Source organism: Arthrobacter sp. Y3225209 (assembly GCF_059090685.1).
On the sequence record NZ_JBNHFW010000001.1, the window covers coordinates 154,900 to 181,489 of the forward strand.

The 26,590-nt window shown below is 66.9% G+C and carries 24 protein-coding genes; 10 read left to right on the forward strand and 14 right to left on the reverse strand.

Translation table 11 applies throughout. The features are described 5' to 3' along the window. Positions 1–15 precede the first annotated feature (15 nt). Entirely contained in the window at positions 16–1,320 is a 1,305-nt protein-coding gene (locus AC5RVB_RS00700; RefSeq protein ID WP_494141718.1) for a CpaE/TadZ family protein, read from the reverse strand. After that, positions 1,317–1,967: a hypothetical protein gene (locus tag AC5RVB_RS00705; protein WP_494141719.1), complete on the reverse strand. Its 651-nt coding sequence runs from the start codon at positions 1,965–1,967 to the stop codon at positions 1,317–1,319. Before AC5RVB_RS00705 ends, AC5RVB_RS00700 begins: the two co-directional genes overlap by 4 nt. Before the next feature lie 246 nt (positions 1,968–2,213). Here AC5RVB_RS00705 and AC5RVB_RS00710 point away from each other — a divergent pair, with 246 nt between their 5' ends. Beyond that, positions 2,214–2,447 carry a helix-turn-helix domain-containing protein gene (locus AC5RVB_RS00710; protein ID WP_227903500.1) on the forward strand — a complete coding sequence of 78 codons (234 nt, stop codon included), beginning with the start codon at positions 2,214–2,216 and terminating at the stop codon, positions 2,445–2,447. A 49-nt stretch (positions 2,448–2,496) separates the two neighbouring features. On the opposite strand, the gene AC5RVB_RS00715 is transcribed toward AC5RVB_RS00710, so the two are convergent. After that, positions 2,497–3,060 carry a hypothetical protein gene (locus AC5RVB_RS00715; protein WP_227903501.1) on the reverse strand — a complete coding sequence of 188 codons (564 nt, stop codon included), beginning with the start codon at positions 3,058–3,060 and terminating at the stop codon, positions 2,497–2,499. A 223-nt stretch (positions 3,061–3,283) separates the two neighbouring features. On the opposite strand from AC5RVB_RS00715, the gene AC5RVB_RS00720 reads away from it, so the two are divergent. Further along, a complete protein-coding gene (locus AC5RVB_RS00720; protein ID WP_494141720.1) occupies positions 3,284–4,096 on the forward strand; it encodes a LysM peptidoglycan-binding domain-containing protein in 813 nt (270 codons plus the stop codon). Further along, the gene (locus AC5RVB_RS00725; protein WP_227929582.1) at positions 4,093–4,692 is read left to right on the forward strand and encodes an Rv3235 family protein; all 600 of its coding nucleotides are present in this window, start codon (positions 4,093–4,095) and stop codon (positions 4,690–4,692) included. Before AC5RVB_RS00720 ends, AC5RVB_RS00725 begins: the two co-directional genes overlap by 4 nt. Positions 4,693–4,703: 11 nt before the next feature. Here the strand turns inward: AC5RVB_RS00725 and secA are convergent, their stop codons facing one another. The 7 genes from secA to mtrA all read right to left on the reverse strand — a co-directional run bounded on the left by secA (position 4,704) and on the right by mtrA (position 14,892). Then, on the reverse strand, positions 4,704–7,466 hold the full coding sequence (gene secA, locus AC5RVB_RS00730; RefSeq protein WP_494141721.1) for a preprotein translocase subunit SecA: 2,763 nt from the start codon (positions 7,464–7,466) through the stop codon (positions 4,704–4,706). A gap of 91 nt (positions 7,467–7,557) precedes the next feature. After that, entirely contained in the window at positions 7,558–8,772 is a 1,215-nt protein-coding gene (locus tag AC5RVB_RS00735; RefSeq protein WP_290244583.1) for a winged helix-turn-helix domain-containing protein, read from the reverse strand. Positions 8,773–8,826: 54 nt separating this feature from the next. Next, on the reverse strand, positions 8,827–9,546 hold the full coding sequence (gene hpf, locus AC5RVB_RS00740; RefSeq protein ID WP_227903506.1) for a ribosome hibernation-promoting factor, HPF/YfiA family: 720 nt from the start codon (positions 9,544–9,546) through the stop codon (positions 8,827–8,829). 124 nt (positions 9,547–9,670) lie between these two features. Next, on the reverse strand, positions 9,671–10,645 hold the full coding sequence (locus AC5RVB_RS00745) for a ComF family protein (protein WP_494141722.1): 975 nt from the start codon (positions 10,643–10,645) through the stop codon (positions 9,671–9,673). A 123-nt stretch (positions 10,646–10,768) separates the two neighbouring features. Next, the gene (locus AC5RVB_RS00750) at positions 10,769–12,466 is read right to left on the reverse strand and encodes an LpqB family beta-propeller domain-containing protein (RefSeq protein ID WP_494141723.1); all 1,698 of its coding nucleotides are present in this window, start codon (positions 12,464–12,466) and stop codon (positions 10,769–10,771) included. 31 nt (positions 12,467–12,497) lie between these two features. After that, positions 12,498–14,171, reverse strand: coding sequence for an MtrAB system histidine kinase MtrB (mtrB, locus tag AC5RVB_RS00755; RefSeq protein WP_423723758.1), 1,674 nt, complete (start codon positions 14,169–14,171; stop codon positions 12,498–12,500). A 43-nt stretch (positions 14,172–14,214) separates the two neighbouring features. Continuing rightward, on the reverse strand, positions 14,215–14,892 hold the full coding sequence (gene mtrA / locus AC5RVB_RS00760; protein WP_227903514.1) for an MtrAB system response regulator MtrA: 678 nt from the start codon (positions 14,890–14,892) through the stop codon (positions 14,215–14,217). A 222-nt stretch (positions 14,893–15,114) separates the two neighbouring features. On the opposite strand from mtrA, the gene AC5RVB_RS00765 reads away from it, so the two are divergent. The 6 genes from AC5RVB_RS00765 to AC5RVB_RS00790 are packed head-to-tail and all read left to right on the forward strand — an operon-like array spanning position 15,115 to position 21,421. Then, positions 15,115–16,389, forward strand: coding sequence for a proline-rich domain-containing protein (locus tag AC5RVB_RS00765; protein ID WP_494141724.1), 1,275 nt, complete (start codon positions 15,115–15,117; stop codon positions 16,387–16,389). A 59-nt stretch (positions 16,390–16,448) separates the two neighbouring features. Then, positions 16,449–17,111, forward strand: a complete 663-nt coding sequence (locus AC5RVB_RS00770; RefSeq protein WP_494141725.1) for a DUF4129 domain-containing protein — start codon at positions 16,449–16,451, stop codon at positions 17,109–17,111. Continuing rightward, complete coding sequence (locus tag AC5RVB_RS00775; protein WP_494141726.1) at positions 17,108–18,403, forward strand: DUF4350 domain-containing protein; 1,296 nt, start codon at positions 17,108–17,110, stop codon at positions 18,401–18,403. Before AC5RVB_RS00770 ends, AC5RVB_RS00775 begins: the two co-directional genes overlap by 4 nt. After that, complete coding sequence (locus AC5RVB_RS00780) at positions 18,400–19,431, forward strand: AAA family ATPase (RefSeq protein WP_494141727.1); 1,032 nt, start codon at positions 18,400–18,402, stop codon at positions 19,429–19,431. Before AC5RVB_RS00775 ends, AC5RVB_RS00780 begins: the two co-directional genes overlap by 4 nt. 14 nt (positions 19,432–19,445) lie before the next feature. Continuing rightward, the gene (locus AC5RVB_RS00785; protein WP_494141728.1) at positions 19,446–20,738 is read left to right on the forward strand and encodes a DUF58 domain-containing protein; all 1,293 of its coding nucleotides are present in this window, start codon (positions 19,446–19,448) and stop codon (positions 20,736–20,738) included. A gap of 2 nt (positions 20,739–20,740) precedes the next feature. After that, positions 20,741–21,421, forward strand: a complete 681-nt coding sequence (locus AC5RVB_RS00790; RefSeq protein ID WP_494141729.1) for a DUF4166 domain-containing protein — start codon at positions 20,741–20,743, stop codon at positions 21,419–21,421. A 12-nt stretch (positions 21,422–21,433) separates the two neighbouring features. Here the strand turns inward: AC5RVB_RS00790 and AC5RVB_RS00795 are convergent, their stop codons facing one another. The 4 genes from AC5RVB_RS00795 to AC5RVB_RS00810 form a co-directional block, all read right to left on the reverse strand. Beyond that, complete coding sequence (locus AC5RVB_RS00795) at positions 21,434–22,528, reverse strand: uroporphyrinogen decarboxylase/cobalamine-independent methonine synthase family protein (protein WP_494141730.1); 1,095 nt, start codon at positions 22,526–22,528, stop codon at positions 21,434–21,436. Further along, on the reverse strand, positions 22,512–22,889 hold the full coding sequence (locus AC5RVB_RS00800; protein ID WP_423723752.1) for a chorismate mutase: 378 nt from the start codon (positions 22,887–22,889) through the stop codon (positions 22,512–22,514). Before AC5RVB_RS00800 ends, AC5RVB_RS00795 begins: the two co-directional genes overlap by 17 nt. Positions 22,890–22,986: 97 nt before the next feature. Further along, positions 22,987–24,138 carry a tRNA 2-thiouridine(34) synthase MnmA gene (gene mnmA, locus AC5RVB_RS00805; protein WP_227929574.1) on the reverse strand — a complete coding sequence of 384 codons (1,152 nt, stop codon included), beginning with the start codon at positions 24,136–24,138 and terminating at the stop codon, positions 22,987–22,989. After that, positions 24,135–25,361 carry a cysteine desulfurase family protein gene (locus AC5RVB_RS00810; RefSeq protein WP_227903533.1) on the reverse strand — a complete coding sequence of 409 codons (1,227 nt, stop codon included), beginning with the start codon at positions 25,359–25,361 and terminating at the stop codon, positions 24,135–24,137. Before AC5RVB_RS00810 ends, mnmA begins: the two co-directional genes overlap by 4 nt. Before the next feature lie 223 nt (positions 25,362–25,584). Here AC5RVB_RS00810 and AC5RVB_RS00815 point away from each other — a divergent pair, with 223 nt between their 5' ends. Next, positions 25,585–26,568 carry a J domain-containing protein gene (locus AC5RVB_RS00815; protein WP_227903538.1) on the forward strand — a complete coding sequence of 328 codons (984 nt, stop codon included), beginning with the start codon at positions 25,585–25,587 and terminating at the stop codon, positions 26,566–26,568. Positions 26,569–26,590: the final 22 nt, after the last annotated feature.

A 26,590-nucleotide genomic window follows, 5' to 3' on the forward strand; every position in this document is an offset into this window, starting at 1 on the left:
CGAATGCGCGAAAGGTCACTTTGCCCGCCGGGGGCGCCGTACCGGCCGTCGGCGCCCGGTCCGTATGCCCGCCAGATCGGCAATGGCTGCACGGAGGGCCGACGCCGGTGCCGTTTCCAGCAGGGCCGTTCCGGAGAGCAGCGCCGCGTCTGCGGCGTCGTAATCCGCCGGCAGGAATGCGCAGATCTGCCTGCCGGGACCGAAGCGTTCCCAGGCCCCGCCCAACTGGTTTTCCGGCTGCCTTCCCACCGATGACGCGCGGACCTTATTCAGCACGATCAGCGGATCTGCTGTCGGGACCGTCTCCGCCAGCTCCGCCACTGCCCGGACCAGTCGGGGCACGCCGACGGCGTCTGCCGCACCCACTGCATAGATGGTGTCCGCCTTTTCCAGGACCAGCAGTGTGGCGGCGTTCCGGCGGGGGGCCATGGTGTCGAAGCTGAGCTCCTCATCGGTTTCCAATGAGAACCCGCAGTCCACGATTATCAGGTCGAACAACCGGCGGGCGGCCTCGAGCACTCCGTCCAGTGCTGGCGGGCGCAGTTCCACCCAGCGGTCCGAACGGGTCACCCCCGTAAGCACGGCAAGCTGGTGCCCCCGCAGCGAGACAGATGCGGCCAGGGCGCGCAGGCTGCCGTCATCAAGCATGCCCTGGTCCGCGAGTCGGCACGCCTGCGCAATGCCCGCTGACTCATCGAGCAGTCCCAGTCCGACGGCGACGCTGGCGCCATAGGTGTCCGCGTCGATGAGGATCACGCTTCGCCCGGCAGCTGCCTGTTCAGCGGCCAGGTTGATGGCGAGAGTGGTCCGGCCCGGAGCTCCGGCAGGTCCCCAGACAGCGGTTACGGTTCCGGCCCGGACCTCCGCTTCCGGCGTCCCCGGTGCCGGTTCCCCGGGTCCTTCGCCATTGGTACCGGATCCTAGGGCGGCACCCGGATCAGCCATCGCGGTGCCCGCCGTCCGGGCGGACCGGCCCAGGGCCAGTACCGCCGTAGAGATGAGTTCCGCCAAGTCCCCCGGGTCCAGCCCGGTGGGGGCATTAAGAATGTTCAGGGTATCCAGCCGGCGCCGCAGCATCGGATCGTCAGCGAGCGCCACCAGGGCTACCCCGGCGGAGCCCAGCCGGTCTGCGATGCCGGCAGTTATCTCCTCGGCGTCGCCGGCCACGATGGCGGCGCGGACCATTCCGGTTTGCGCCACAGCGAGCATTTCGGTCAGCTCTGTGCACCGTCGGACTACCGTCACCGGACCCTGCAGCCGTTCCAGCCCGTCCAGAACGCCGGCGGCGGCGGTTCCGACGGTGGCAACGGGGATGTTCACGAGCCGGGGGCGGGGTTGTGTACCACGGTGATTTTTGCCTCGTTGGAGAGGGCCGCCAGCAGCATCGGCAGGTCGGCATCCTCGACCAGGATCAGGAGTTCGGTGTTCCGGTTTGCCCCGAGAGCCGACTCGGTAACGGACAGCTCCGATATTTCCGCGGCCTCGATCAATTGCCGGGGTTCATCGAACCCGTTCCTGCCGTTAGGTGCGGCAGCCCAGATATCCACACGCGAGCCTGCCTCCGTGCTGGCGGGCAGCGGATCCTCCACCCGCAGTCCGACAGGTTTGCGGTCCAGCGAGTCAGGCGTTGTCAGCGCAGACCGGGCCACCAGCTCCCCCTCCCTCAGGACGGCGCCCGCCACCGCGTTTTCGGGCACCCCCTCGGCTGCCGGCAGATACAGGTCTCCGGCGTTACCCAGCCTGACGGGCACCGGACGGAGGTCCTCGGCGCGGATGGGAGCGCCGGGAGCAATATCGCGGTGGACAGCGTAGACGTCGGTGGTCTCATCTGCCTGCTGGACAAGGGTCACTACCGCCGTAACGGATCCCAGGACCAGGAGGATGCCCAGCAGCAGCCGTGGATCCCGCCAGGACGGCCTGCGCAGCCTGGCTGCGGTCGGCTTCTCTTCTCGTGTACGCAGACTCATGTCTCCCCCGATTCCCCCATGCTTCTTTTCACGCTTCTTTCCTCAATTTCCCGCCAGACACTTCCCGCCTCACGATTCCCTGCCGGCTGAGGCCAGTGTGGAGTACGCACACGCGGAAGGAAACGGTGGTTTCCGGGCCGGCTTGAATCTGTGGATAACCCGGGGAACGGTTTTGCCGGTGCCAGACTGGTGCTGCTGGTATATAACGGGTGCAACCGCAGTGGTGCGGTTCGAAAGGTGAGTGCCGTGGGCGATAAGAGATTCCTGACGCTGGCCGACGTCGCCGAGGTACTGAACATTTCCTCTTCACAGACCTACGCCCTGGTACGCAGCGGAGAGCTTCCCGCCATCCAGATCGGCGGGCGCGGCCAGTGGCGGGTTGAGACACAGCAGCTCGAAGACTATATTTCCCGTGCCTACCGCAAATCCGCCGCCGCGGTCCGCCAGGGCATTCCGTCGGAAGACGCGGTGGACCGCTGAGCCTTCCCCGCCCCACCCCGGGGAGGGCCTCCGAGGACGGATGCCCTGCTCAGCCCCAGCCGTGCTGCTGAGTCAGGACCGCTGCCACTGCGGACGTCGGGAGGAGATGGACCGCGGACACGTTTCCCGGACGCCGCTCCTCTCCGGCTGCGACCACGGCCAGTTCAACGAAATCGGCCCCCACCCGGTCAATCGTTCCGTGCAGGACTTCGCCTGAGGCCTTTCCCGCCAGTCTGAGCGCGACAATGCTCCTGTCCCGGGATATCTCCCGCAGGGCCGACGCTATGCCGAGATTCAGGGTGCGGGCGGCAGGTTCGGCAAACCGGTCCAGCCCACTGACGGATACCACATGGGCAAGTGCGGCAAGTGCCGAGCCGCGTTCACGCTCAAGCACCACCCAGCCGGCCCCTACGTGCCGCAGCACACCGCGCAGGGTTCCGGCCCGGCCAAGGTCCACGACGAGCTCCCTGCCGAACTGGCTCCGGAGCCGGTCCTGCAGGCTGATCCCGCCAAGCTCCACGCGAACGCGTTCGGAAATCTCGCCCGCCGCATGACGTTCGTCCGCGGCAGCCATCTGTGCCTCCATGTCCCTGAACAGGGCATCCCATCGCATCGCCCAAGGCTAGCTTTGTCACCCCGCAGAGACCACCACTCTGGACACCTATCGCGGTGAAGTGTAGACACGAGCCTCACACGGACCATTCAGGGTCAAAGGCCAACGACATTGATCAACTGTCTAAGCCGATTCCAAACAGCACCAAACTGCATCAAATGGGCACTTGGCACCACCTAGGACCACCCAGGACTGCCCGGGACCACCACGATGAGGAGACGCCATGCGTAAACCGGTTATCCACCCGGCCCTGGCAGCCGACGCAGTGACCGCTGTCGCAGTGGCAGCGCTCGGCCTTTTGCTTCTCCGGGGCGGTGCGGAAATCCTCCAGGCCCTTCCCGCAAGTGGTGCCCGGTCCGGGCCGTCGGTGTCCCCCGAGTCATTCGAGCTGCTGGCAGGACTGTGCGCCGCCGGCACCGGGATGGTATTGACCGTTTGGTGGGTGGGCGGCCTTATCTGCGCGGCAGCGGGCGGCATCCTGGTGCGCTGCGGCATGTCCTCAGCCGGACACCGGACAATGCTGCTGGCTCCCGGGCCCGCCCGAAGACTGGCTGCTGCGGTGCTGGGACTCTCCCTGGCCGCCGGGAGCGTCCCCGCAATCGCAGCGGCTTCCGCGCCCACCCCCGCAGTATCGGCACCGGTTGCCTCCGGTACGGCGGCAACCGGTCACCACCGGCCTCCGGAACTGCTGTCGGCCACCGCTCCCTTCGCAGACAAGGCACCGGATGACGATGCCGTCTCACCGCTGTGGCGGCCGGCGCCCCCGCAGCCTCCGGCCGGAAACGTCCTGACTCCGGTGCCGCGGACGGAACAGGCCGAGGTGGTGGTGGCTGCCGGGGACACGCTGTGGTCCCTGGCCGCGGAGCAGCTGGGTCCGCTGGCTACGGATGCCGAAATAGCGGCACATTGGCCCCGATGGCACGCGCTGAACCTCGCCGTCGTCGGCCCTGACCCCCACCTCATCCTGCCGGGCCAGATACTGTCAGCGCCCGCTCCCGAACCTCTTCCCACGCCCCAAGAAAGGACAGCACCATGACCAGTGTGATATTCCTGCCGGCTCCCGATTCCCCCGCAGAGCTGGCGCAGCTGGCACAACTGGCGCCGGACGGCGGCCCCATCGCCGTGTACCGCGCTCCTGCCCGGGAGGAAATCCCGGCACCGGTTCCCGCCGTGCCGCGGCAGGCCCCGGCAAACGGCGTGGAAGCACCGGCACAGCCTGCATCCGCTGCCGCCGCCGCTGCCTGGTCATCCGACCCTGCCGACGATGCACGGGTTCGGGCCATCTGCCAGTCCGTGGCACTTGCAGCTCTGGAGGTGCTGGGGGGTGTCCGCCCGCTGCAGCAGATGAGCCGCTGGCTGGACCAGGAGAATTATGACCGGCTGCAGCTGCGGGCCAACCTGGTGCGGGGCAGGCGACAGGCAGCAGCAGCCGCTGCGGGGTCCGGTTCCGGCCCGGATCCGCAGCTGCTGCACCGGGGCGTGCGGATCCGTTCCTGCCGGCTGTGTCCCGTGGCCGAGGGCATTTATGAAGGCGCAGTGGTTGCCCTGGAACACGAAAGAGCCCGCGCCGTCGCGCTGAGAATTCAGCTGCGGCGCGGGCTCTGGCGGGTTACCGCGTTGGAGATCGGCTAGGTGCCGGATCCTTACTTGCGGCGCTTTGCCTTCTTGGCACCGGCTTTTCCGGCCTGGGCTGCCCGGCGGGTACCTGCTGCGTCCGCCTGCTTACCCTTCGAAGCAGTCCGCTCAATGCGGGTTTCCACCCCGCCCTGGCTGTCCGGGGCACTGAACTGCAGGCTCGCCGGCTGCTGCGGCGCTTCCAGTCCGGCCGCCTTAATCACGGGGGTGCCGATAACTCCGCGGGCATCCTTGACGCCCGAAAGCGCGTTGGCTGCCGGGGCGGCAGGTTCACTGACCTGGACGTCGGCATTGAACAGGTAGCCGATGCTTTCCTCGCGGATGGATTCCATCATGGTCTGGAACATTACGAAGCCCTCGCGCTGGTACTCCACCAGGGGATCGCGCTGGGCCATGGCCCGCAGCCCGATGCCTTCCTTCAGGTAGTCCATTTCGTACAGGTGTTCCTGCCACTTGCGCCCGATCACCGAAAGCACCACGCGGCGCTCCAGCTCACGCATGGTCGCGGATCCGAGAGCCTCCTCGCGGGCCTGGTAGGCCAGCTTGGCGTCCGAAAGGATCTCGTTGTGCAGGAACTCCCGGGTAAGACGGGACTTTCCGCCGGCTTCGTCAACAACCTCGTCGATCGTCAGGCCGATGGGGTACAGCGTCTTCAGGTTGGTCCAGAGCTGTTCCAGATCCCAGTCGTCCCCGTGGCCTTCGGCAGTCGCCTCGTTCACCACGGCGCTAACGACGTCTTCCAGGAAGAAGCTGATCTTCTCCTGCAGGTCATCACCCTCCAGGATGCGGCGGCGGTCGCCGTAGATCGCTTCACGCTGGCGGTTCAGGACGTCGTCATACTTCAGGACGTTCTTGCGCTGTTCCGCATTGCGGCCTTCGACCTGGCCCTGGGCGTTCTGGATGGCCTTGGAGACCAGCTTCGATTCCAGCGCCACGTCATCGGGCATGGAGGAGCTGTTCATGATCCGTTCAGCCGCACCCGAGTTGAAGAGGCGCATCAGGTCATCGGTGAGCGAGAGGTAGAAGCGTGACTCGCCCGGATCGCCCTGGCGGCCGGAGCGGCCGCGGAGCTGGTTGTCTATCCGGCGCGATTCGTGGCGTTCGGTGCCCAGAACGTAAAGCCCGCCGAGTTCCACTACTTCCTGCTGCTCGGCGGCGACGGCGTGGCGCGCCTTCTCCAGTGCGTCCGGCCAGGCGGCTTCGTAGTCTTCAGGGTTGTCGTTCGGATCAAGGCCGCGGCGTTCCAGCTCGGCAATGGCGTTGAACTCGGCGTTGCCGCCGAGCATGATGTCGGTGCCGCGGCCGGCCATGTTGGTGGCCACCGTGACAGCGCCCTTGCGGCCGGCCTGGGCAATGATGGCCGCTTCACGGGCGTGGTTCTTAGCGTTGAGCACCTCGTGCCGGATACCGGCCTTGGCCAGCTGCTTGGAGAGGTACTCGCTCTTTTCCACGCTCGTGGTGCCCACAAGGACGGGCTGGCCGGAGGCATGACGCTCGGCGATGTCCTTCACCACGGCGTCGAACTTGGCCACTTCGTTCTTGTAGATCAGGTCCGACTGGTCAATCCGGGACATGGGCTTATTAGTCGGGATCGGCACCACGCCGAGCTTGTAGGTGCTCATGAACTCGGCTGCCTCGGTTTCGGCCGTGCCGGTCATGCCGGAAAGCTTCTCGTAGAGGCGGAAGTAGTTCTGCAGGGTCACCGTGGCGAGCGTCTGGTTTTCGGCCTTGATGGCCACGCCTTCCTTCGCCTCGATCGCCTGGTGCATGCCTTCGTTGTACCGGCGGCCGGCAAGGATACGTCCGGTGTGCTCATCAACGATCATGACTTCGCCGTTAAGGACCACGTAGTCCTTGTCCCGCTTGAAGAGTTCCTTGGCCTTGATGGCGTTGTTCAGGAAACCGATCAACGGGGTGTTGGCTGCCTCGTAGAGGTTGGAAATGCCGAGGTAGTCCTCGACCTTCTCAATGCCCGGCTCCAGAATGCCGACGGTGCGCTTCTTTTCATCCACCTCGTAGTCGGTCTCCCGCGTCAGCCGCGTCACGACCTTGGAGAACTCGGTGTACCAGCGGTTGACGTCACCGCTCGCGGCACCGGAAATGATCAGCGGGGTACGCGCCTCGTCAATGAGGATGGAGTCCACTTCATCAACAATGGCGAAGTGGTGTCCGCGCTGCACCAGTTCGGCGGCACTCCAGGCCATGTTGTCGCGCAGGTAGTCGAAGCCGAACTCGTTGTTCGTTCCGTACGTGATGTCCGCGGCGTACTGCTGGCGCCGCGTCGCGGGGTCCTGGTTGGAGAGGATGCAGCCGCTGGTCATGCCCAGGAAACGGAAAACACGGCCCATGAGGTCTGACTGGTACTCCGCCAGATAGTCATTTACCGTCACGATATGCACGCCCCGGCCGGTCAGGGCGTTGAGGTAGGCCGGTGCGGTGGCAACGAGCGTTTTTCCCTCACCGGTCTTCATCTCGGCGATGTTCCCCAGGTGCAGGGCAGCGCCGCCCATCAGCTGGACATCGAAGTGGCGCATGCCCAGGGTGCGGCCGGCGGCTTCGCGGACAGCGGCGAACGCTTCGGGCAGGAGGTCGTCCAAAGACTCACCGTTGTTGTAGCGCTCCTTGAGGCGGTCCGTCTCACCCCTGAGTTCGGCATCGCTCATGCCCTTGAACTCGTCCTCGAGCACGTTAATCGCGTCGGCGTAGTTACGCAGTGTCTTCAGCGTCTTCTTGTCGCCGGTACGAAGAACTCGTTCGAGTAGTGATGCCACTGATTTGCTCCCAATCTAGTGTTGCCGAAATCTGGCGTCCCCAGTCTACGTGAGAGACGTATGGTGCTGGTCCGTGGTTCCCCATTGACCTTTATTCCCTGCATACTTCCAGCTTCAGCGCGGGAGCCAGATCCCCCACGGGCCGGACGGCAATCCCGTCGAGCCCAAGCCACTGTGCCATGAGGACAAGCTCCGCGGCCAGTTGGCGCGCCGTGGCTGACGGAGCCCCGGGTTCGGCGAAGGCTCCCTGCACCAGCAGCATACCCGCGGCACGGTCCGCTTTGAGGTCCACCCGGGCCACCAGTTCCTCCCCCAACAGGAAGGGCAGTACGTAATAGCCGTGCTGCCGGGCCGCCGGCGGTGTATAGATCCCGATCCGGTAATGGAATCCGAACAGTTCCTGCAGCCTCCGGCGCTCGAAGATCAGCGAGTCGAAAGGACTCAGCAGTGCCCGGCCGCCAGCTGTTTTGGGGATGGCCGCCTCGACGTGCAGGTAGGCCGGCTGTTTCCAGTCCGCGACCGACACCTTCTCAAGCAGCCCCTTCCGGACCAGTTCCTCTGCCGCCCCTGCGGCAGCACGCTGGGGCAGGCGGAAATAATCGGCGAGCCCCCGGGCGGTTGCGATGCCGTGCGCCCTGGCCGCGGCCTCTGTCAGCCGGAGAACGGCCTGCTCCGGATCGGAGGGTTCCAGGGCTGCCGCGCCAGCCGGATGCACGTCCGCCGTCAGGGCATACAGACGCTCAAACTGCGGAGTGCGGCCCGCGGAGCTGACGCGGCCGGAGGCGAACAGATCCTCCAGCACCCGTTTGACCGCGTTCCAGTTCCACCCCCAGTGCCCGGCGTCCCGGACCTGCCGGTGGCCCAATGCCTCTGCTGTCTGCCGGGCCGTCAGCGGCTGCAGCGACGTGGCGAGAAGTTCAAGGATCCGCTCCCGGAGGTCCTCCGCCACATCGGGAGGAAGGGAACCGGCAGTCATCCAGGTGCGCCGCTGAACAGCCCGCAGATCGGCAAAAAGGTCCGGACGCACGAAGCTGGCCTCATGCGCCCAGTATTCGACCATCCGCCGGGGCCGCCGCGTGGCCATGCGGTCCACGATGGCCCGGTCATAGGGGCCGAGCCGGGAAAACAGCGGAAGGTAGTGGCTGCGTGCCAGGACATTCACTGAATCGATCTGCAGAAGTGCCAGCCGCTCAAAGATACGGCCCGCCTGCCTTGCGTTAACAAGGCCGGCGGGCCGTTCACGGGCCAGTCCCTGTGCCGACAGTGCCGCCCGGCGGGCCTGGCGGAGCGACAGTCTGGTTCTCATGCCCTCATCCTAGGCCCGCCCGGAAGATGGCAGGCGGGCCCGTGGGCGACGGGATCAGGCTGTGGCGCGCTCCCCGGTTTCGGTGACGCGGTATCCGCGCGTTTCCTCCCGCGGATCCTCCATGCCTTCGGCGCACTTTGAATCCAGGGTGATCACGCCGTAGGTCCAGCCGCGGCGGCGGTAAACCACCGACGGCGCCCCGGTCGCGGAATCCACGAACAGATAGAAGTCGTGGCCGACCAGCTCCATGTTGTCGACGGCGTCGTCAAGGCTCATGGGGGCACCCGGGAAAACCTTGCGCCGAATCAAAACGGGGCAGTCGCCGGCAGCGTCTTCATTCTCGGCTGTGTCGGCCTCGGTTGCTTCCGCTTCCGCCGCGGCGGCAACCTGTTCGTGGAGCGGTTCGGAGGTACTTACGGGACCAAGATCAGCGGTGGCTACCCGGACGGGAATCGGGGCGTGGCGTCCGTGGTGGACCTTGCGCCGGTCGCTGGCCCGGCGCAGCCGTTCGAGCAACTTGCCGTAGGCGAGGTCGAAGGCTGCGAACTTGTCGCCGGACGTTGCCTCGGCGCGGACAACCGGGCCGCGTCCGGTGACGGTGATTTCCACAGTCAGGGCACTGTCTGCATCACGAACGTTGCCCTGCTTCGTCACTCGGGCTTCCACCCGCTGGACCTTGTCGCCGAGCGCTTCCACCTTGCCGATCTTCTCTTCGGCGTACTCGCGGAACCTGTCCGATACTGCAACATTGCGCCCGCTGATCATGAATTCCATGGTGCCCTCCAATAGATTCGGTGACACAACAACGGCCGCTGCCAGTTTCCTTCACGGCCGTTGCCGCAGGATAACTCCGCTTCTTGAAGCTATCCATACCAACACGTTAGATCACCGCCGACCTTTATTCACGTCCCGTGATTCCGTTTCCGTTACCGGCTGCCGCGCTCCCCGGCACCGCAGCGGATGAGGGAGAAGTGTTACGTGCCGGGGCAGGTGTGGCGGCGATGACAACGGCCCCGCGAACAACGGCTCCCGCGGAACGAAGCGCCCGTACCGTTTCCGCGAGGGTTGCCCCGGTGGTCAGGACATCATCCACCACCACGCAGGTGCAGCCCTCCAGACTCCCGGCGGGTCCGGCGGTCATGGAGCCGTGTACGTTGCGGCGGCGGCCGGAGCGGCCCAGCCCCTTCTGCGGACCGGCCACCCGCCCGCGGCTGAAGTCAAGGCCCCGGAAACGGGCAGCCGAAATGCCCGGCGGGCCGGGCGCGTGCCTGACGAGGGACGCCAGCCTGGACCCTGCAGGCAGCAGCCGCCGCCGTGCAATCAGTCTCATCAGCAGCATCAGCGGCTGGTAACCGCGTTTGCGCAGTGACCGCGGCGTACCCGGCACGGGCACCAGCACCACCTCCGGAGCGCCCGGCTCGGGGCAGGCACTCCGCACTGCGGCATGCAGCGCACCCGCCAGTACCGGTGCAAGGAAAACCGCAAGGTCCGTGTGCCCCCGGTTCTTGAAGGCGAGCAGCGTCCGGGCCAGTCCTCCGGCATAGGTTCCCGCGGCCAGCACCGGAAGAGGGACAAAACCGATGTGTTCCCTGCTGCGGTCCTGCGGCGGCGGGTATCCGGGCTCCGGTTCCGCAGCCGGCAGCGCGGCCGCACCTTCCTCCGCAGGGTAGGGATGCAGCGTGGCCCGGCGGATTCCCGCCGCACAGCCGCTGCACAGGCTCAGGTCCGGCGTTTCACAGACAACGCAGGAAACAGGCGCCACGGCGGCGGCCAGCCCGGTGACAGCCTCGGCCGCTGTCCGGCCTGCAGGCGAGAACAGCAGCCTGTCCAGCCGTGCGGGTAGTTTTGCCACCTGTGCGGTTAGTTTCACCATCCACCCAGACTTGCCCGTCCCGGAGGGAACACTGACGCTTCCCGGGGCCTTCGGCGGGCCGGCCGGCCGGCGCGCTGCGCCGGCCGGAGGCTGTGGAGGAAAAGCCGTACTCGCCGGCCGGTCCTACCCGGGGAAGGCGGGGTCCCGCACTCCTTCGGTCCTCAGCGGCCAGCTGCTGCCGACCTTATTGAAGATGCCGGCATCGGTCTGGATGAAGATGTCCTCAACCCCGTTTCCGGCACTGAGGCCTTCGATCCCCTCCTTGGACGCCAGCAGTTCGGGCTCCCGGCCCGCACCCAGGATGACCGGTGTGCCCTCCTCCGCGCCTGCCCGAACGGCAACCACGGTATCTTCCGAAGCCCACTTCACCCTGTTCACGGCGCCGGCATCCCCGGGGACCTGCAGCGTCAGGGGTGCGGTCAAGGACATCGGGACGCCCTCCGGGGAACGGACAATTCCGGCAATCATCACGGCGCTGTCGCCATTTTGCCCGGCGGCGAAAAGAGCCCGGCTGCCGTCCCGGGAAATCCGTACCTCCGTAACCGAGAGGCCTTCGAGCCACGCAGCTGAAAGCACTGCTGCGGAGTCCTGGTTTCCTCCCGGTGGAATGGCCAGCACTTCGGATCCGGTTCCGGACGGCCTTGAGGTCCATACCCACTGCCGGTTGTCGACGCTTGGGGCCGTGAACCGGCTGCCGTCAGCGGCGGTCCGGACATCCTGTCCCCGCCCGGTGACCAGAAGAGTGTCCTGCCCGCCGTCCAGGAACGCTATGGTTTCGCCGTCCGAGGACATGGCCGGGTTGCGCGGGGAGTACTCCGCCACCGACGGCACATCCTCAATGTCGGCGGGGCCGTCACTGTAGAAGGCAAGCTCTCCCTGATAGACCACAATCTGCGTTGCACCCGCGGACGGGTCACTGATTGCCGACTGCACCTCGCCGTTCCCCTTGCCCAGGTCCACCGGGCGCTGCTGGGCTGTCAGATTCACAGAGGTGACGTTGTTCAGTCCGCGCAGGTTTACTTCCAGCTGCTTCACCATCTGCTGCCGGTTCAGGTCCGACGATTCGGACAGGGGTTCCGATAAGTCCACCGACGCCTCGCCTGAGGCTACGGGGACGGCGTCCCGGGCCAGGGCGGTACCTGCCGGGAACGCACTGACGACGGCGCCTTCCAGATACGGTGCCGGCCCCACGAGGAGGGCACTGACGATGTTGGCTGCTATGCCGGGACGCTGGATGAACCACCGGGTGTCCGGCACCCAGTACTGGTAATCACTGGAATAGAAATACAGGTTGTGGGCCTTGAACACGAGCGGGAAGGTGGCCGAAGAAAGCATGATGCCGTCGGGGATGCCGCTCACCCGCCACTGTCCGTCCACTTCCTCGAGCCGGACGGGAATGGTCTCGGTGCTGCCCTCCGGGACATCGGTGCGGACGCCCTGCGAGCTGACGCTTCCCTGCACTTCAAGCTGGATCTGGAAAAGGTTGGGTTCGGGCATGGCAACAATGCGCGAAGAGCGGTAGACGGTGACCTTCTGGCCGGGTGACCAGGCCTCGGCCAGTTCCGGACTCAGGAACTGGCGCGCAACACTGTAATCGTCCGTAGCGCCTTTTCCCGCCTCCATAAAACCGCGGATGATGTCCTGCGGGGACGCGTCCTGCGCCGGGCCCTCGGGTGAGAACACGGCTTCCGTCTGCGCTTCGCTGCCGCTCTCGGCCGACGCCGTACCAACGGGGCCCACCGTCGGTATTGATGAACACCCGCCCAGGAACAGGGCGGAGCCGACCAGGACCGCCAGCAGCCGTGCCGCCTTTGCATGCACGGGCCGCCTGTCCTGCCCGGGCGTGCTCTTGCTACAAGACATCCGATTCCTCCTCGGCGGTCACGGCCGCCGCGCTGAGTGCGCGGGGGCCCCCGGCGTCGTGCGGTGAGAGCGGCACGGGAGACGAGTCGAACGTCCCTCCGTGGCGGAGCGGCAGGGTCAGCCGGAAACATGACCCGTTGCCCGGATCACCCCAGGCCTCCAGCCGGCCCCCGTGCAGCCGGGTATCTTCGGCAGCAATGGACAGTCCAAGGCCGCTGCCGCCAGTAGTGCGCGCCCGGGCCGGATCCGCCCGCCAGAAACGGTCAAAGACCCGGCCGGCGGCTTCCTCAGTCATGCCGATACCGTGGTCGCGGACGGCGATGCCCACCGCATCGGCGTTCACCGCCACGGCAATCTCGATCGGCTCTCCTTCGCCGTGCTCCAGCGCGTTGACCAGCAGGTTGCGCAGGATCCGTTCGATGCGGCGCGGATCGGCGTCCACCACGCAGCTGGATTCCTTGGATACCACCAGCACCTCGGAGCCGCTGTTGTTCGCCAGCGGTTCCGTGGCGTCCATGACATCGCGGACAATGTGGAAGACATCGGTGGGCTCCAGGTCCAGCGCCGCTGCACCGGCGTCGAACCGCGAGATCTCCAGCAGGTCCGCGAGCAGCGCCTGGAACCGTTCCACCTGGTGGTAGAGGAGTTCCGTGGAACGCCGGTACATGGGGTCGAAGCTCTCGCGCGCCTCATAGAGCACCTCAGCGGCCATCCGCACCGTGGTGAGCGGGGTGCGCAGTTCGTGCGAGACGTCGGAGACGAATACCTGCTGCATGCGTGAAAGCGTCGCGAGCTGGGTGATCTGGTCCTGCAGGGTCCCGGCCATGTGGTTGAACGATGCCGCAAGGCGCGCCACTTCGTCCTCGCCTTTGACCTCCATACGCTCCTGCAGTTCGCCGGCGGCAAGCTTTTCCGAGACGGCCGCTGCGTCGCTGACAGCGCCCAGGCCCGCCTTGGTGACCACCCAGGCAATGGTTCCGCTGATGGCCAGCAGGAGGAAACCCGCGATCCAGAGGATCCGGTGGATGTCATCCAGAGTTTCCTGCATGGAGGAGAGGTCATAGATCAGGTAGAGGGCGTACTCGGCGCTGTCCGGGGGCAGCGTGACCTTCGTAGCGAAGGCGATGCCGGGTTCCCCGTGGGCAAGTTCCAGCGGCGCCCAGTACACGTAATCCGTCTCGGCGTCCCCTACGGCGCTGGCCGCAACCGCATCGCTGAGCGCCACCGGGATGCCGCTGGCAGTGATGTTTCCGGTGTTCACCGACGAGGGGACATAGAGGGGGTCGGAGGTGGGCAGCGGCGTCAGCAGGTATGTCCGCTGGGCGTCGGCGCCCTTGCCCTCAAGCAGGGGAAGGGTGTCCATGACCAGCCGGTCGGTGCTCTCCCTGTCCGTGGCCGTGGTCTCGCGGAAGTTGTCCTTCACATTCGAAAGGCCGGCGGTCGCTTCGGTCCGGAACTGGGCCAGCCGCTCCTCGTAGAGGGACCCGGCTATCTGATGGGAAAGAAACGCGCCGATGCCGGCACCGGCGAGCGCCACGAGCAGCAGCGTGGACATAATCGTCTTGAACTGCAGGGACCGCCGCCATAGGCGGGCAATCCGGTGAAAGGTGGCCCGGCGGAAGGAATGCCGCAGGCGTCGAAGATGCTCCAGGGCCCTGGCAATTCTTTCGGACTTCCCGGCCGCCCCGGCCAGGAAACCCGGCAACTTAGCTCTGTCCCGCTTTATATCCGACACCGCGCACCGTCAGTACTATCTCGGGTGCTTCGGGGTCGCGTTCAATCTTGGAGCGGAGCCTCTGCACATGCACGTTGACCAGCCGCGTGTCGGCGGCGTGGCGGTAGCCCCACACCTGTTCCAGCAGCATTTCACGGGTGAATACCTGCCACGGCTTGCGGGCCAGCGCCACCAGCAGGTCGAATTCCAGCGGGGTCAGCGAAATGTTGTCCCCGCCCCGGGACACGGAGTGTCCCGCCACGTCGATGGACACTTCACCAATCCGCAGGGTCTCGGGGGATTTCTGGTCCCCCGGGCGCAGCCGGGCACGGACACGGGCCACCAGTTCCGCCGGCTTGAACGGCTTGGGTACATAGTCATCGGCGCCGGATTCGAGTCCGCGAACGACGTCGGCCGTGTCGGCCTTGGCGGTGAGCATCACAATGGGGGTGTCGGATTCGTTGCGGATCTGGCGGCACACTTCAATGCCGTCAATCCCCGGCAGCATGAGGTCAAGCAGCACCAGGTCCGGCTTGCTGTTGCGGAAAACATCCAGCGCCAAGGAGCCGTCTGCGCAGAACACCGGATCGAATCCGTCGTTGCGCAGCACTATGCCAATCATTTCGGCAAGGGCTTCGTCGTCGTCTACGACCAGTATGCGTGCCTTCATAACTCCCTGTTCACTGCTTGCGTCCGTCCGCGCGCAACCGCGCGCCGGGGTCAGCAGTCATAGCGGCTGCCGCTCCCCCAGGCGTGCAAAGCCGCCTAAGTCAATCCCTATCATCCTAAGCGACACAAATCCGGCCGCGGCTCGCCCCGGATGCCGAATGACCGCGCTGTCACTATAGTCGAGGTAACAAAGTCAACTGCCTGCAGGGGGATACGGGTAAAGATGAGCGAGCAAGAACACAAGGGTCAGCAAGACGGACCACAGGGGTCCGTGCCGGGCCCGCCGCCGCCCCGCGCCCAGGACCAGCCCCCCGCCGCTCCGTGGAATCCTGCTCCTCCGCCGCCCGGCGCATGGCAGCCCCCGCAGGGAGGTGCGCAGCAGCCGCCGGCAAACCCGTGGGCACAGCCGCAGCAGGGGTCCGCCTGGGACAGCCCGAATCCCTACGCCGCTGCCGGCCCCGGCTTTCCGCAGCAGCACGGCTACACCCCGCCGCCCAAGCCGGGCATCATTCCGCTGCGCCCGCTCGGACTAGGGGAAATGATGGACGGCGCGTTCCAGGCCTGCCGCCGGAACGTGCTGGCCGCTTTCGGTAACTCACTGCTCATCCAGGGCATTATCACGGCCCTGACCGTCGGACTGGGCTTTGGCATGATCTCCACCCTCGAGGACGCAGCGCTGAGCGGCGCCTCGGATGATGAGCTGGCCGGCCCGGTTCTGGGGGCGCTCACCGGGTTCGTCGGGCTGGGCATTATATCCCTGGTCGGAGTAATGGTGGTGCAGGGCCTGCTGGTGGTCCCGGTGGCACGGGCCACCCTGAACCTGCGGACCGGGTTCAGCCAGATGTGGCGGATTGCACGGCGGAGCATCCTCCGGTTGGCCGGACTGGCGCTGGTGCTGCTGGCAGCGTCAGCGGTTGCGGTTACCGTCCTTGTCCTGCTGTTCAGCCTGATCATCTATCTGCTCGGAGATGCCGGGATTGCCGTGGTGGTGATAGCCGTGCTGGCCCTGGCGGCAGTCACCGCCTGGGTATCGGTCAAGCTTGCACTGGCCCCGGCAGCACTGGTACTCGAGGGCACCGGCATCTTCCGGTCCATCGCACGGTCCTGGCAGCTAACCGGCCGGAACTGGTGGCGCACCTTCGGAATCCTCATTCTCACCAGCATGATCGTCGGCATCCTGACGCAGATCCTGACCATCCCCTTCAGCTTCATCATCGGCTTCGCCGGCGCATCAACTGAGGACCCGGCCGCCCTCGTGGCCAGCAGTGTGCTGCTGATCGCCGTCACCCTGCTCGTTTCGGCCGTCGGGTATGCCTTCCAGGGCGCAGTCACGGCCCTGCTGTATGTAGACCTGCGTATCCGGCGCGAGGGATTCGATCTGGCCCTGATGAAGGACCAGGAGGGTCCGCATACCCAGGACCCCGATTTCCTTCCCGGCCGTCATGCCGTGCCTATGTCGCGTAAGGCACCTGCCGGGCCTCCCATGGGTATGCCCTAGGCATGCTGTTCCCCGTACGGCTCCCGGCCGGTTTTCCTCTCGAACGGTTACCTGTCCGGTTGCCGGGAGACGTTCCCGTTGAGCCGGACGCGGACCAGGCCCGTGACTGGGCCCGCGAGGAGCTGGCCGGACGAATCTACGAAGAAGCGAAGCCCGGCGTGGCGGAGCGTGTACTCCAGTCCGTGCTCGACTGGCTCGGCGACGTGCTGAACGGGTTGGGCGGGCTCGGCACCGGCCCCGGGGTCCTGATTCTCGCGGCGACCGCCGTCGTCCTGATCGCGGTCCTGGTGCTGGTGGTCCGTCCGCGGCTTAATGCAAAGGCAAAAAAGAAGAAAACGTCCGAAGTGTTCGGCTCGGATCTGGTGGAAACTGCGAACGACCACCGGGCACGCGCCGACGAAGCAGCGTCGGAACAGCGCTGGGATACAGCCGTTGCGGAGCGTTTCCGCGCCATGGTCCGTTCCGCGGAGGAGCGCGTCATTTTCGAGGTGCGTCCGGCGCGGACAGCGGCTGAAGCCGCCACCAGCCTCAGCGGTGCTTTCCCGGGTTCCGGGACCGACATCGCATGGCTTGGTCATCGCTTCGATGAGATTCTCTACGGGGACAAGGCAGCCCGCGCCTCGGACTACCAGCGCGCCGTTGAACTGGATTCCACCCTGATGCACACCCGGCCGGCCATGGCGGATTCCGCTTCCCTGCCCGGAATGGCGGTACCCCGATGAGCACATCCCCCGTGCAGGATGCTTCCCCCGGGCCGGACGGCACCGGCAGCGCCCCGGCTCAGCCGGTGCCGGATCAGCCGGTGCCGGATCAGCCGGTGCCGGATCAGCGCGAAGCTGCAGGGCACCGCACTCCCCTGCGCAGGGCTGCGGGCTGGTTCCGGCAGCACCGTGTCGTCATTCTCCTCATCCTTCTGCTCTGCGGCATGGTGGCGCTTTCCCTGTGGGGCCGTACGGACGCGGACGGAGTTGCGCTCTCACCGGATAATCCGGCACCTGACGGCGGGATGGCCGCTGCGCAGATCCTCTCCGGCCAGGGCGTGGAAGTACTGCAGCCGCAGGACATTGACGAAGCACAGACTGCGCTGGAGGAACATCCCGGCGCCACACTGTTCTACCTTGACCCCAACGGGTTCCTGGACAACAGCCAGATGGAGGAGCTCGCGGGCGCCGCAGGCCGGACAGTACTGGTTGCCCCCACGTTCGCGCAGCTCGCAGCCATCGCCCCGGACATCCGCCAGGCCGGGCTCCTGCCCGCCGATCCCGGGCAGCACATCCTTGAGTCCGGGTGCCGGAACGAAGATGCACTCGCTGCAGGCAGCGTCGCCACCGGTGGCCGGACCTACCGCGGTCCGGTGACCTGTTTTCCGTTCACGGAAGGCGGTGAATCCGACGCCGGTGAAGCTGCCGGCTCCTACGCCGCCACCCGTGACGGCTCCACGGTTGTGCTGGGCAGCCCGGACCTTATCGCCAACAAAGCGCTGGCATCAGAGGGCAACGCCGCCCTGGCGCTGCGGACCCTGGGCCCGGACGAAACGCTGGTGTGGTACCGGGCCGTTCCGGCCGATATCCCCGTCGCGGACCAGCCTGCGGACCCCTTCGCCTATCTGCCGGCATGGGTCGGCCCGCTGATGCTCTGGCTTGTGCTCGTAACGGCGCTTGCCGGTTTCTGGCGCGGCCGGCGGCTCGGTCCGCTGGCAGAGGAGCCCCTGCCGGTAGTCGTCCGGTCCGCCGAAACGGCTGAGGGGCGGGCCCGCCTCTACCAGGACAGCCAGGCAGTGGACCACGCCGCCGCCACACTGCGGGCCGCGGCCATGACACGGCTGGCTGCCCACCTGCGGCTGGGACCGGGAGCCGGCACCGAGGCCGTAACCCGCGCCACAGCCGAAGCGGCCGGCCGCAGCTACGCGGAAACCGACATACTTCTCAACCAGCAAAGGCCCGGCACCGGATCCGAATTGGTCCGCTGGGCACAGGACCTGCACGACCTAGAGGAAGAAGCCACTTCATCATGAGCCAGCAGTTCGATACCTACCCCGTGCCGCCCGGAGCGGCTGACGGTACGGCACCGGCACCTCCGCTTCCGCCCGGAGAGGACCCGGTCCGCGCCGCGCTGACACAGGTGCGGCAGGAAGTTGCCAAGGCGGTGGTGGGACAGGACGCCGCTGTCACCGGGCTGATCATCGCGCTGCTCGCCAAGGGACACGTGCTGTTGGAAGGCGTCCCCGGCGTGGCGAAAACACTGTTGGTCCGCACCCTCTCCGCCGCCCTTGACCTGGACACCAAACGGGTCCAGTTCACCCCGGACCTGATGCCCGGCGACGTCACCGGTTCGCTGATTTATGACGGCCGTTCCTCGGAATTCTCCTTCCGGGAAGGCCCCGTCTTCACCAATATCCTGCTCGCCGACGAGATCAACCGGACGCCGCCCAAAACCCAGGCATCCCTGCTCGAAGCCATGGAGGAACGCCAGGTCACGGTTGACGGCGCCACCCGCAGGCTGCCCGAGCCCTTTATTGTCGCTGCCACGCAGAACCCGGTGGAGTACGAGGGAACCTATCCCCTTCCGGAAGCCCAGCTGGACCGGTTCCTGCTGAAAATGACGCTGGATCTGCCCGGCAGGGACGACGAGATTGAAGTGATCCGCCGGCACAGCAGCGGCTTCGATCCCCGCGACCTTGCCGCTGCCGGTGTCCGGGCAGTGGCCTCGGCACGCGACCTGGAGCTGGCCCGCAAGGCTGTATCCGAAGTATCCGTCGCCCCGGAGGTGCTGGCCTACATTGTGGACATTGTCCGGGCTACCCGTTCGGCGCCGTCGTTCCAGCTCGGGGTCTCACCCCGCGGCGCCACGGCGCTGCTGAATACCTCCCGCGCGTGGGCCTGGCTATCGGGCCGGAGCTTCGTGACGCCCGATGATGTAAAGGCGCTGACGCTTCCCGCCCTGCGGCACCGTGTGTCCCTGCGCCCCGAGGCGCAGATGGACGGGGTCAATGCTGACCACGTGCTGGGAAGCATCCTCGCCACCGTCCCGGTCCCCCGGTAGCCGGGGCCGCGCGCATGGCTGTCTCCGGCCGGTTCGTCCTTCTGGCGGCCCTGGGAACCGTTGCGGTGGTGCTGTACCCCGGCGCCGCTTCCTTCCTGCTGTGGCTGGCATTCCTGACTGCGGCGGCGGCAGCCGACCTGCTGCTGGCAGTGTCCCCCAAGAAGCTGCAGGTCCAGCGGCAGCTACCGGACAGTGTGCGCCTGACCGAGTCCGCCCTCAGCGCGCTGGTGGTGCGTAACGGCAGCGGCAGGGCGCTGCATGCGGTTATCCGCGACTGCTGGCAGCCCTCCGCCGGGGCCCGCAACCCCGAACAGCGCCTCACCGTACCATCAGGTGAGGCACGCAGGATGGCCGTCGATTTGGAACCCTCCCGCCGCGGTGTCCTGCGCAGCGGATACATCGGCGTGCGCAGTTTCGGTCCCCTGGGTCTGGCCGCCCGGCAACGGACCCTCAGCCTGCCCGGTGAGATCAGGGTGCTCCCGCCGTTTTACGCCAAACGGCATCTGCCGTCCAAGCTGCGCCGCCTGCGTGAACTGGATGGAAACGCCTCCGTGCAGCTTCGCGGCGCAGGTACCGAGTTTGATTCGCTGCGTGAATACGTCCGGGGCGATGACGTACGTTCCATTGACTGGCGAGCCACCGCCCGCCGCCGCGACACCGTGGTGCGGACCTGGCGTCCGGAACGGGACCGGAGGGTAGTCCTCCTTCTGGACACGTCCCGGACCTCCGCCGCCCGGATAGATGATGAGCCGCGGCTCGACACGGGGATCGAGGCCACACTGCTGCTGGGTGTGCTCGCCGCCGGCGGAGGAGACCGGGTGGATTTCCTCGCCTTTGACCGCAGGGTCCGCGCCCGCGTGGATTCCGGCGGCAAAGGCAATCTGCTCAGCAGGCTGGTCAACGCCGCCGTTCCCCTGGAACCGGAGCTTATCGAAGCGGACTTCTCGCTTCTTCCCGGGGCCGTGCACGCCGTGACGGCGCGCCGGTCCCTGGTGGTCCTGATCACCTCCCTGGATTCCGGCGCAGTGGAGGAAGGCCTGGTCCCCGTCCTCCCCCGGCTTTTGGAGAAACACGTGGTTGTTGTGGCCTCGGTCCGCGACCCCGGCCTGAATGATCTGCGCACCGCCGGCGGCAGCACCCCGGCGGTGTTCCGCGCCGCGGCCGCCGAGCGTGCCCTCCTGGACCGGGCAGCGGTGACCGAGCAGCTGCGCGCCATGGGAGCCGAGGTGGTGGACGAACCGCCGCACGAACTGGCGCCCAAACTCGCCGACATGTATATCCGGCTCAAGGCAGCAGGAAGGCTCTAGCCATGGCATCCGCGTCCATTTACCGGCAGGTCCTGGGCGCAGACTATGCCCGGTTGCAGCCTGAACTGCAGGACTACTTCGATCCCGGCGAGGGGGACGGCCGATACGGAGAGGGCAGCGGCATCTTCGCCCGGGCCGGATGTCCGCGTCCGTGGCTGCGGCCCCTGCTGCGGCTGGTTCCGGTCTCCAACGCCTTCTTCCCTGACTACGGAACCGAGGTTCCGTTCACCATCCGCAACTACCCGCACCGTGATCCCTGGGGACGTCAGGCACTCACGGCGGTGCGCTCCTTCGGATTCCCCGCGGGACCACGGATTTTCGAAGATACAACGGTGCTCACTGCACCCGGCGTCCTGACGGACTATCTGGGCAGGCAGCGGAATCTGGCCACGAACCTGGTCCTGCAGGTCACGGAGGAGGGGCATCTGCGGATGAATTCCCCGGCCAGCCGGCTTTTTCTGGGCCCGCTCCGGCTGCCGCTGCCCGGCTTTGCCGCGGCCGACGCGCACGTTGAGCAGTGGTGGGATGAGGCTGCCGGATCCTTCCGGATCCGCACACAGGTGATCCAACGCCAGCTGGGTACCGTTTTCGAATACGACGGCATGTTTCACTACGCCCTCCGCCCGTTCGACGGCGTCCTGCCCGGCGACGTCGAACCGGACAGGTGGGAGCACCGGGTCTAGGGGGCACCGGGTCTAGCCCTCGGCGACCACCTGATCCAGTGCGGCAGCTGTTCCGGTCAGCCGGGTGAGGACCCTGCGGGCTGTTTCCGGCGACACATCGGCAAGGCCGGAGGCGGGGGTCAGGCGGAGCGCGGGCAGGCTCGCGGCCGGAAGTCCAAGCTTGTTCCACGGGCGCAGGACACTCTCCACCAGCCGGGTGACCTGGGGCAGTTCACCGCCCTCACGCGGAAGCGGCAGGATACCCAGCCACACCCGGTCTCCATCTTCCACTGCCTCGGCGATGCCCTCCCAGTCGCGGGCGGTCAGGGAGTCGGCCGCCAGCGCGACGCCCTGCGCCCCGGCCTGCCGGGCCAGTTCGAACGGTGATTTGGTGCCCTTGCGCAGCGGACCGGACGCGTCCGCCCGGGGCAGGGCGAACACCGTGTCCGCTCCGGCGGCTGTTATTGCTGAGCACATCTGTTCCCAGGCGGCGGAGACCTCCGATGACGGCACGGAGCGCAGCGTGCGGTATCCGGAGGCGGTGGGAATGCCGCCGCCCAGCACCGCGGCTATTTCCGGTTCATCCACCTGGACGGTGATCTGTGCTCCGGGAACCGATGATGCAGCGCGGGAAATATAGGATCCCACCCCGGCGACGAGTGACTGGAGCAGGTCCCGGCGGGCTCCGGCGTCGGAAAGCGCCCGCTCGCCGTTGTGCAGGTACAGGTTGGCGGCGAGCGAGAGCGGTCCGCGCAGGGAAATCTTCAGGTCCCCGCCCGGGTGTTCCCCGGCGACGTCGGCCAGGGCGTTGATGTCCTGGTTGAGCAGCGACACTGCCCTCCTGTGGTCCTTGCCGGGTCGTTCGACCAGCCGCCAGCCGTGCGGCTGGGTGTCCACGAAAATGTCCACCAGCAGGGAGGCGCTGCGTCCCACGGGATCCGCTCCGGGACCGCGCTGCGGGAGTTCAGCCAGGAAGGGAAGGTGCGGGGCACCCAGTTCGCCGCGGATCACCCGGCTGGATTCCACCGGGTCGTTTCCGGGCCAGCTGCCCAGGGCCGTCGCTGTCACCGTGCCGCTCACCGCCTCCGGGCGGGCAGCAGGCCCGGCCGGGTCAGGATGCTGCGGCATCTGTTCCGCCGTTGCGGGTCTGGGAGATGGCCTGATGGTGCCGGATGACCTCACGGATGATGAAGTTCAGGAACTTCTCGGCAAAGGCGGGGTCCAGGTGCGCGTCCTCGGCCAGCCGGCGCAGGCGCGCTATCTGCGCCACCTCACGGCCGGGATCAGCCGGAGGAAGGTTGTGCTCAGCCTTCAGGTGGCCCACCCGCTGCGTGGCCTTGAACCGCTCCGCAAGCAGATAGACCAGGGTGGCGTCGATGTTATCGATGCTGCTGCGCATGGCAAGCAGTTCCGCCATCACGTCATCGGCAACCTTCCCGGAGAGGGAACTTGCGCGCGGATCGAACTCATCGTCCGAAGAATTGCTCATAGGTCCTGTCTGGCTCATTCGTCCAGTTTAGGGTGTAGCGGCGCCCCGGCCGGAGCAGGTTACGCTGCCCTCTCCGGACCGGCCGCACCGGAACCTGTCAGGAGACGGCTGCCGGGTTCCATTCCAGGGAGCGTGCGGAGTCGATCGTGGCCTGGCCCAGCACGCGCGTGCCCTGGTACAGCACCATCGACTGGCCGGGGGCCACCCCGCGCATCGGTTCGGTGAGCCGGACCACCAGCTCCTCGCGGGCGGTTCCGGTTTCACTGTCCGTGGTGTCTTCCATCCAGCCGGTGGCCGCGACGGGATCCCCGTGTGCACGGACCTGGACCATGCAGTCGAAGGTGGACCGGTTGCCGATTTCGGCGATGGGCCGGCCGGCCCAGGAAATCTTGATGCCGCGCATCTGGTCGATGTTCAGCAGCTGCTCCGGTCCGACAATGACCTTGTTTTCCTTGGGCCGGATTTCCAGCACAAAGCGCGGCTTGCCGTCGGAGGCCGGGGTGCCCAGCTTCAGGCCGCGGCGCTGGCCCACGGTGTAGGCATTGGCGCCGGGGTGGGTGCCGAGCTTTGCGCCCGTCTCGTCCACAATGTCGCCCTCGCTCATTTCAATGCGCTCTTCAAGCCAGCCGCGGGTGTCGCCGTCGGGAATGAAGCAGATGTCATGGCTGTCCGGCTTGTTGGCCACCGACAGGCCACGGCGCTCCGCTTCAGCCCGGACCTCGGCCTTGGACGGAGTTTCAGCCAGCGGGAACATGCAGTGGCGCAGCTGCTCTTCGGTCAGCACGCCGAGCACGTAGGACTGGTCCTTCGCCCAGTCGGCGGCACGGTGCAGTTCCGGGTTGCCGTCCGCATTGGTCAGGACCTTGGCGTAGTGGCCGGTGCAGACCGCGTCAAAGCCCAGGGCCAGCGCCTTTTCCAGCAGTGCGGCGAACTTGATCCGTTCGTTGCACCGCATGCACGGGTTCGGTGTGCGGCCGGCTGCGTATTCCGCGACGAAGTCATCCACCACGTCTTCCTTGAACCGCTCCGAGAAGTCCCACACGTAGTACGGAATACCCAGGATGTCGCAGGCACGCCACGCGTCACGGGAGTCCTCGATGGTGCAGCAGCCGCGGCTGCCGGTGCGCAGGGTCCCGGGCATCCGGGACAGCGCGAGGTGGACGCCGACGACGTCGTGCCCTGCCTCGACTGCCCGCGCCGCTGCCACGGCGGAGTCCACTCCGCCGCTCATTGCTGCCAAAACCTTCATGAAATAAAACCTGTTCCTGCTGTCTGGATGCTGCTTACGTGTCCGGCCATGCCGGCCTTCTTTGCCCGTTCATACGCTTCGGGCAGTACCTGCAGTAACGTGTCAACGTCTTCAGCCGTGGTTGTATGCCCGAGGCTGAACCGCTGCGCTCCGCGGGCCTCGGTTTCACTCAGTCCCATGGCCAGCAGAACGTGCGACGGCCGGGGCACACCGGCGGTGCAGGCCGAGCCGGTGGAGGATTCAACGCCCGCCAGGTCCAGCAGGAAAAGCAGCGAATCCCCTTCGCATCCCGGAAAGGTGAAGTGGGCGTTGCCGGGCAGGCGGCGGCCCTCGCCGTCACCGTCGCGCGCCCCGCGCAGGACGGCGGCCGGGATGGCCCGTTCGACGCCGGTGATCAGGTAGTCCCGCAGGGTACGCAGCCGCTCTGCCTCATCGGTCAGGTGCTCCACGGCCTCCCGCGCGGCGGCGGCAAACGCCGCGATGCCTGCCGCGTCCAGCGTGCCGGAACGGATGTCGCGTTCCTGCCCTCCCCCGTGCAGGACCGGAGTGAGTTTCACGGCGCGCCCCACAACCAGTGCGCCCACGCCTACCGGTCCCCCGATCTTGTGGGCACTGATCGCCATCGTGTCCAGGCCGGCAGCCCGGAAATCCACCGGCAGGGCGCCGAAGGCCTGCACGGCGTCCGAATGCACCGGAACACCGAATTCGTGGGCGAGCGACGCCAGGGCACGCACGTCCTGGACCGTCCCGACCTCGTTGTTCGCCCACATGGCCGTCAGCAGGGCGGTGGAATCCGCGTTGGCTTCAAGTTCACGGCGGACCGCGTCCAGGGAGATCACCCCGTCGCTGTCCACCGGAATCCACACGGGAACAGCGTTCTCATGCTTTTCCAGCCATTCAACGGTGTCCAGCACGGCATGGTGCTCAACGCCGGAGACCAGGATCCGGGTGCGCCGGGGATCGGCATCCCGGCGGGTCCAGTACAGTCCCTTGACCGCCAGGTTGTCCGCCTCCGTGCCGCCGGAGGTGAAAATGATCTCCGAGGAGTGGCAGCCGGCGGCAGCGGCAAGGATCTCGCGGGATTCCTCCACGACCATCCGGGCGCGGCGGCCCGAACCGTGCAGCGACGAGGGGTTGCCGCTGCGGCTGAGTTCTGTGGTGAGTGCGGCGAGGGCCGAAGCCGAGATCGGCGTGGTCGCCGCGTGATCTAGATACACGGGCACCAGCCAATTCTAACCGTCATGGCGGCTCCTGCCGATTCGGGCGGCTGAGACTTTCCTGATCATCCGGCGCTTGCCCTTCCCGCCGCCCTTCCCCCAACCGGGCTCCCCCAACCGCAACCGGGCTCCCCTGCGATGTGCACCGGATGCGCTGCAGGAATCCGGACAGTCGGTAGAATTGCTCCACTTAGCCCCGCCCGAGCATCCCCGCCCGAAAGGAACCGCCGTGAGCCCGTCAGGCCCGACACTCTATGAGGTCCTGGGACTGACTCCAGCGGCATCAGCTGCGGAGATCAAATCGGCATACCGGAAGGCAGCACGGGAAACCCATCCGGACCACGGCGGAGACGGCGAGCGGTTCCACCGCGTGACGAACGCCTACCGCGTCCTGTCCGATCCGGGGCAGAAGGAATCCTATGACCGGACGATCGGCAGCGGAGGCAGTGGCAGCGGCAGTGCCGGCCGCCCCGCGGGCGGTACCCCCGGACCGGCGAACCCCGCAGCACGCCGTGCTGCGGCCGGAAACACCGCCGGGAGGACCCCTGCTGCGGATCTGGACACCCCGCCCGTTTTTGTCCCGGACTTCTCCCCGCGCAACCCGCCCCTGATTCCCCTGACACTGGCCGGCCAGCAGGTCCACGGGTCCCCCCGCCGTCCCGGATTACTGTCCCGGTTCGGTGCCGCCGCCGGACGGTTTGATGCCGAGAACCGCACTATTCGGCTGCTGGACCGGGAACTGCTCGACGAATACCCGGCAGCACGCCTGGTCAACGGCCTCCACATCCCGGACGCCGGCCCGGGCGGAGGCAACCTCGACGTCGGGCACGTACTGCTGGGCGGCTACCGCATGGCCGTGCTCGGGTCTTTGATGGCATCCCCGGGCAACTACCGGTGGGACGGCAGGCACCTGCAGCACCGCGGGCGGGAAGTTTCCACCCTCCGCCTTGCCGACGCTGTCCGTACACTGCAGTCACGCTTCCCGGACTGCAATGTTGCAGGCTGGCTGGTCCTCCACAGCCCGAACGGTAACCCGTTTGAACCGATCATTGACTATCCGCCCTCCCTCAGCCGCTCCGCGCCCGCCACCCTGCACGTGGCCAACCCCGGCGGGCTGGTCCGTGAGCTGCGCCGCTTCTTCGCCGAGGGGCCCACACCCAGCGTTGTCCAGCTGCCGGTGCTGGCACCGCTCATCGACGCCTCGTCGCGCTGACCGGATGCGGCCCGGCCCGGGT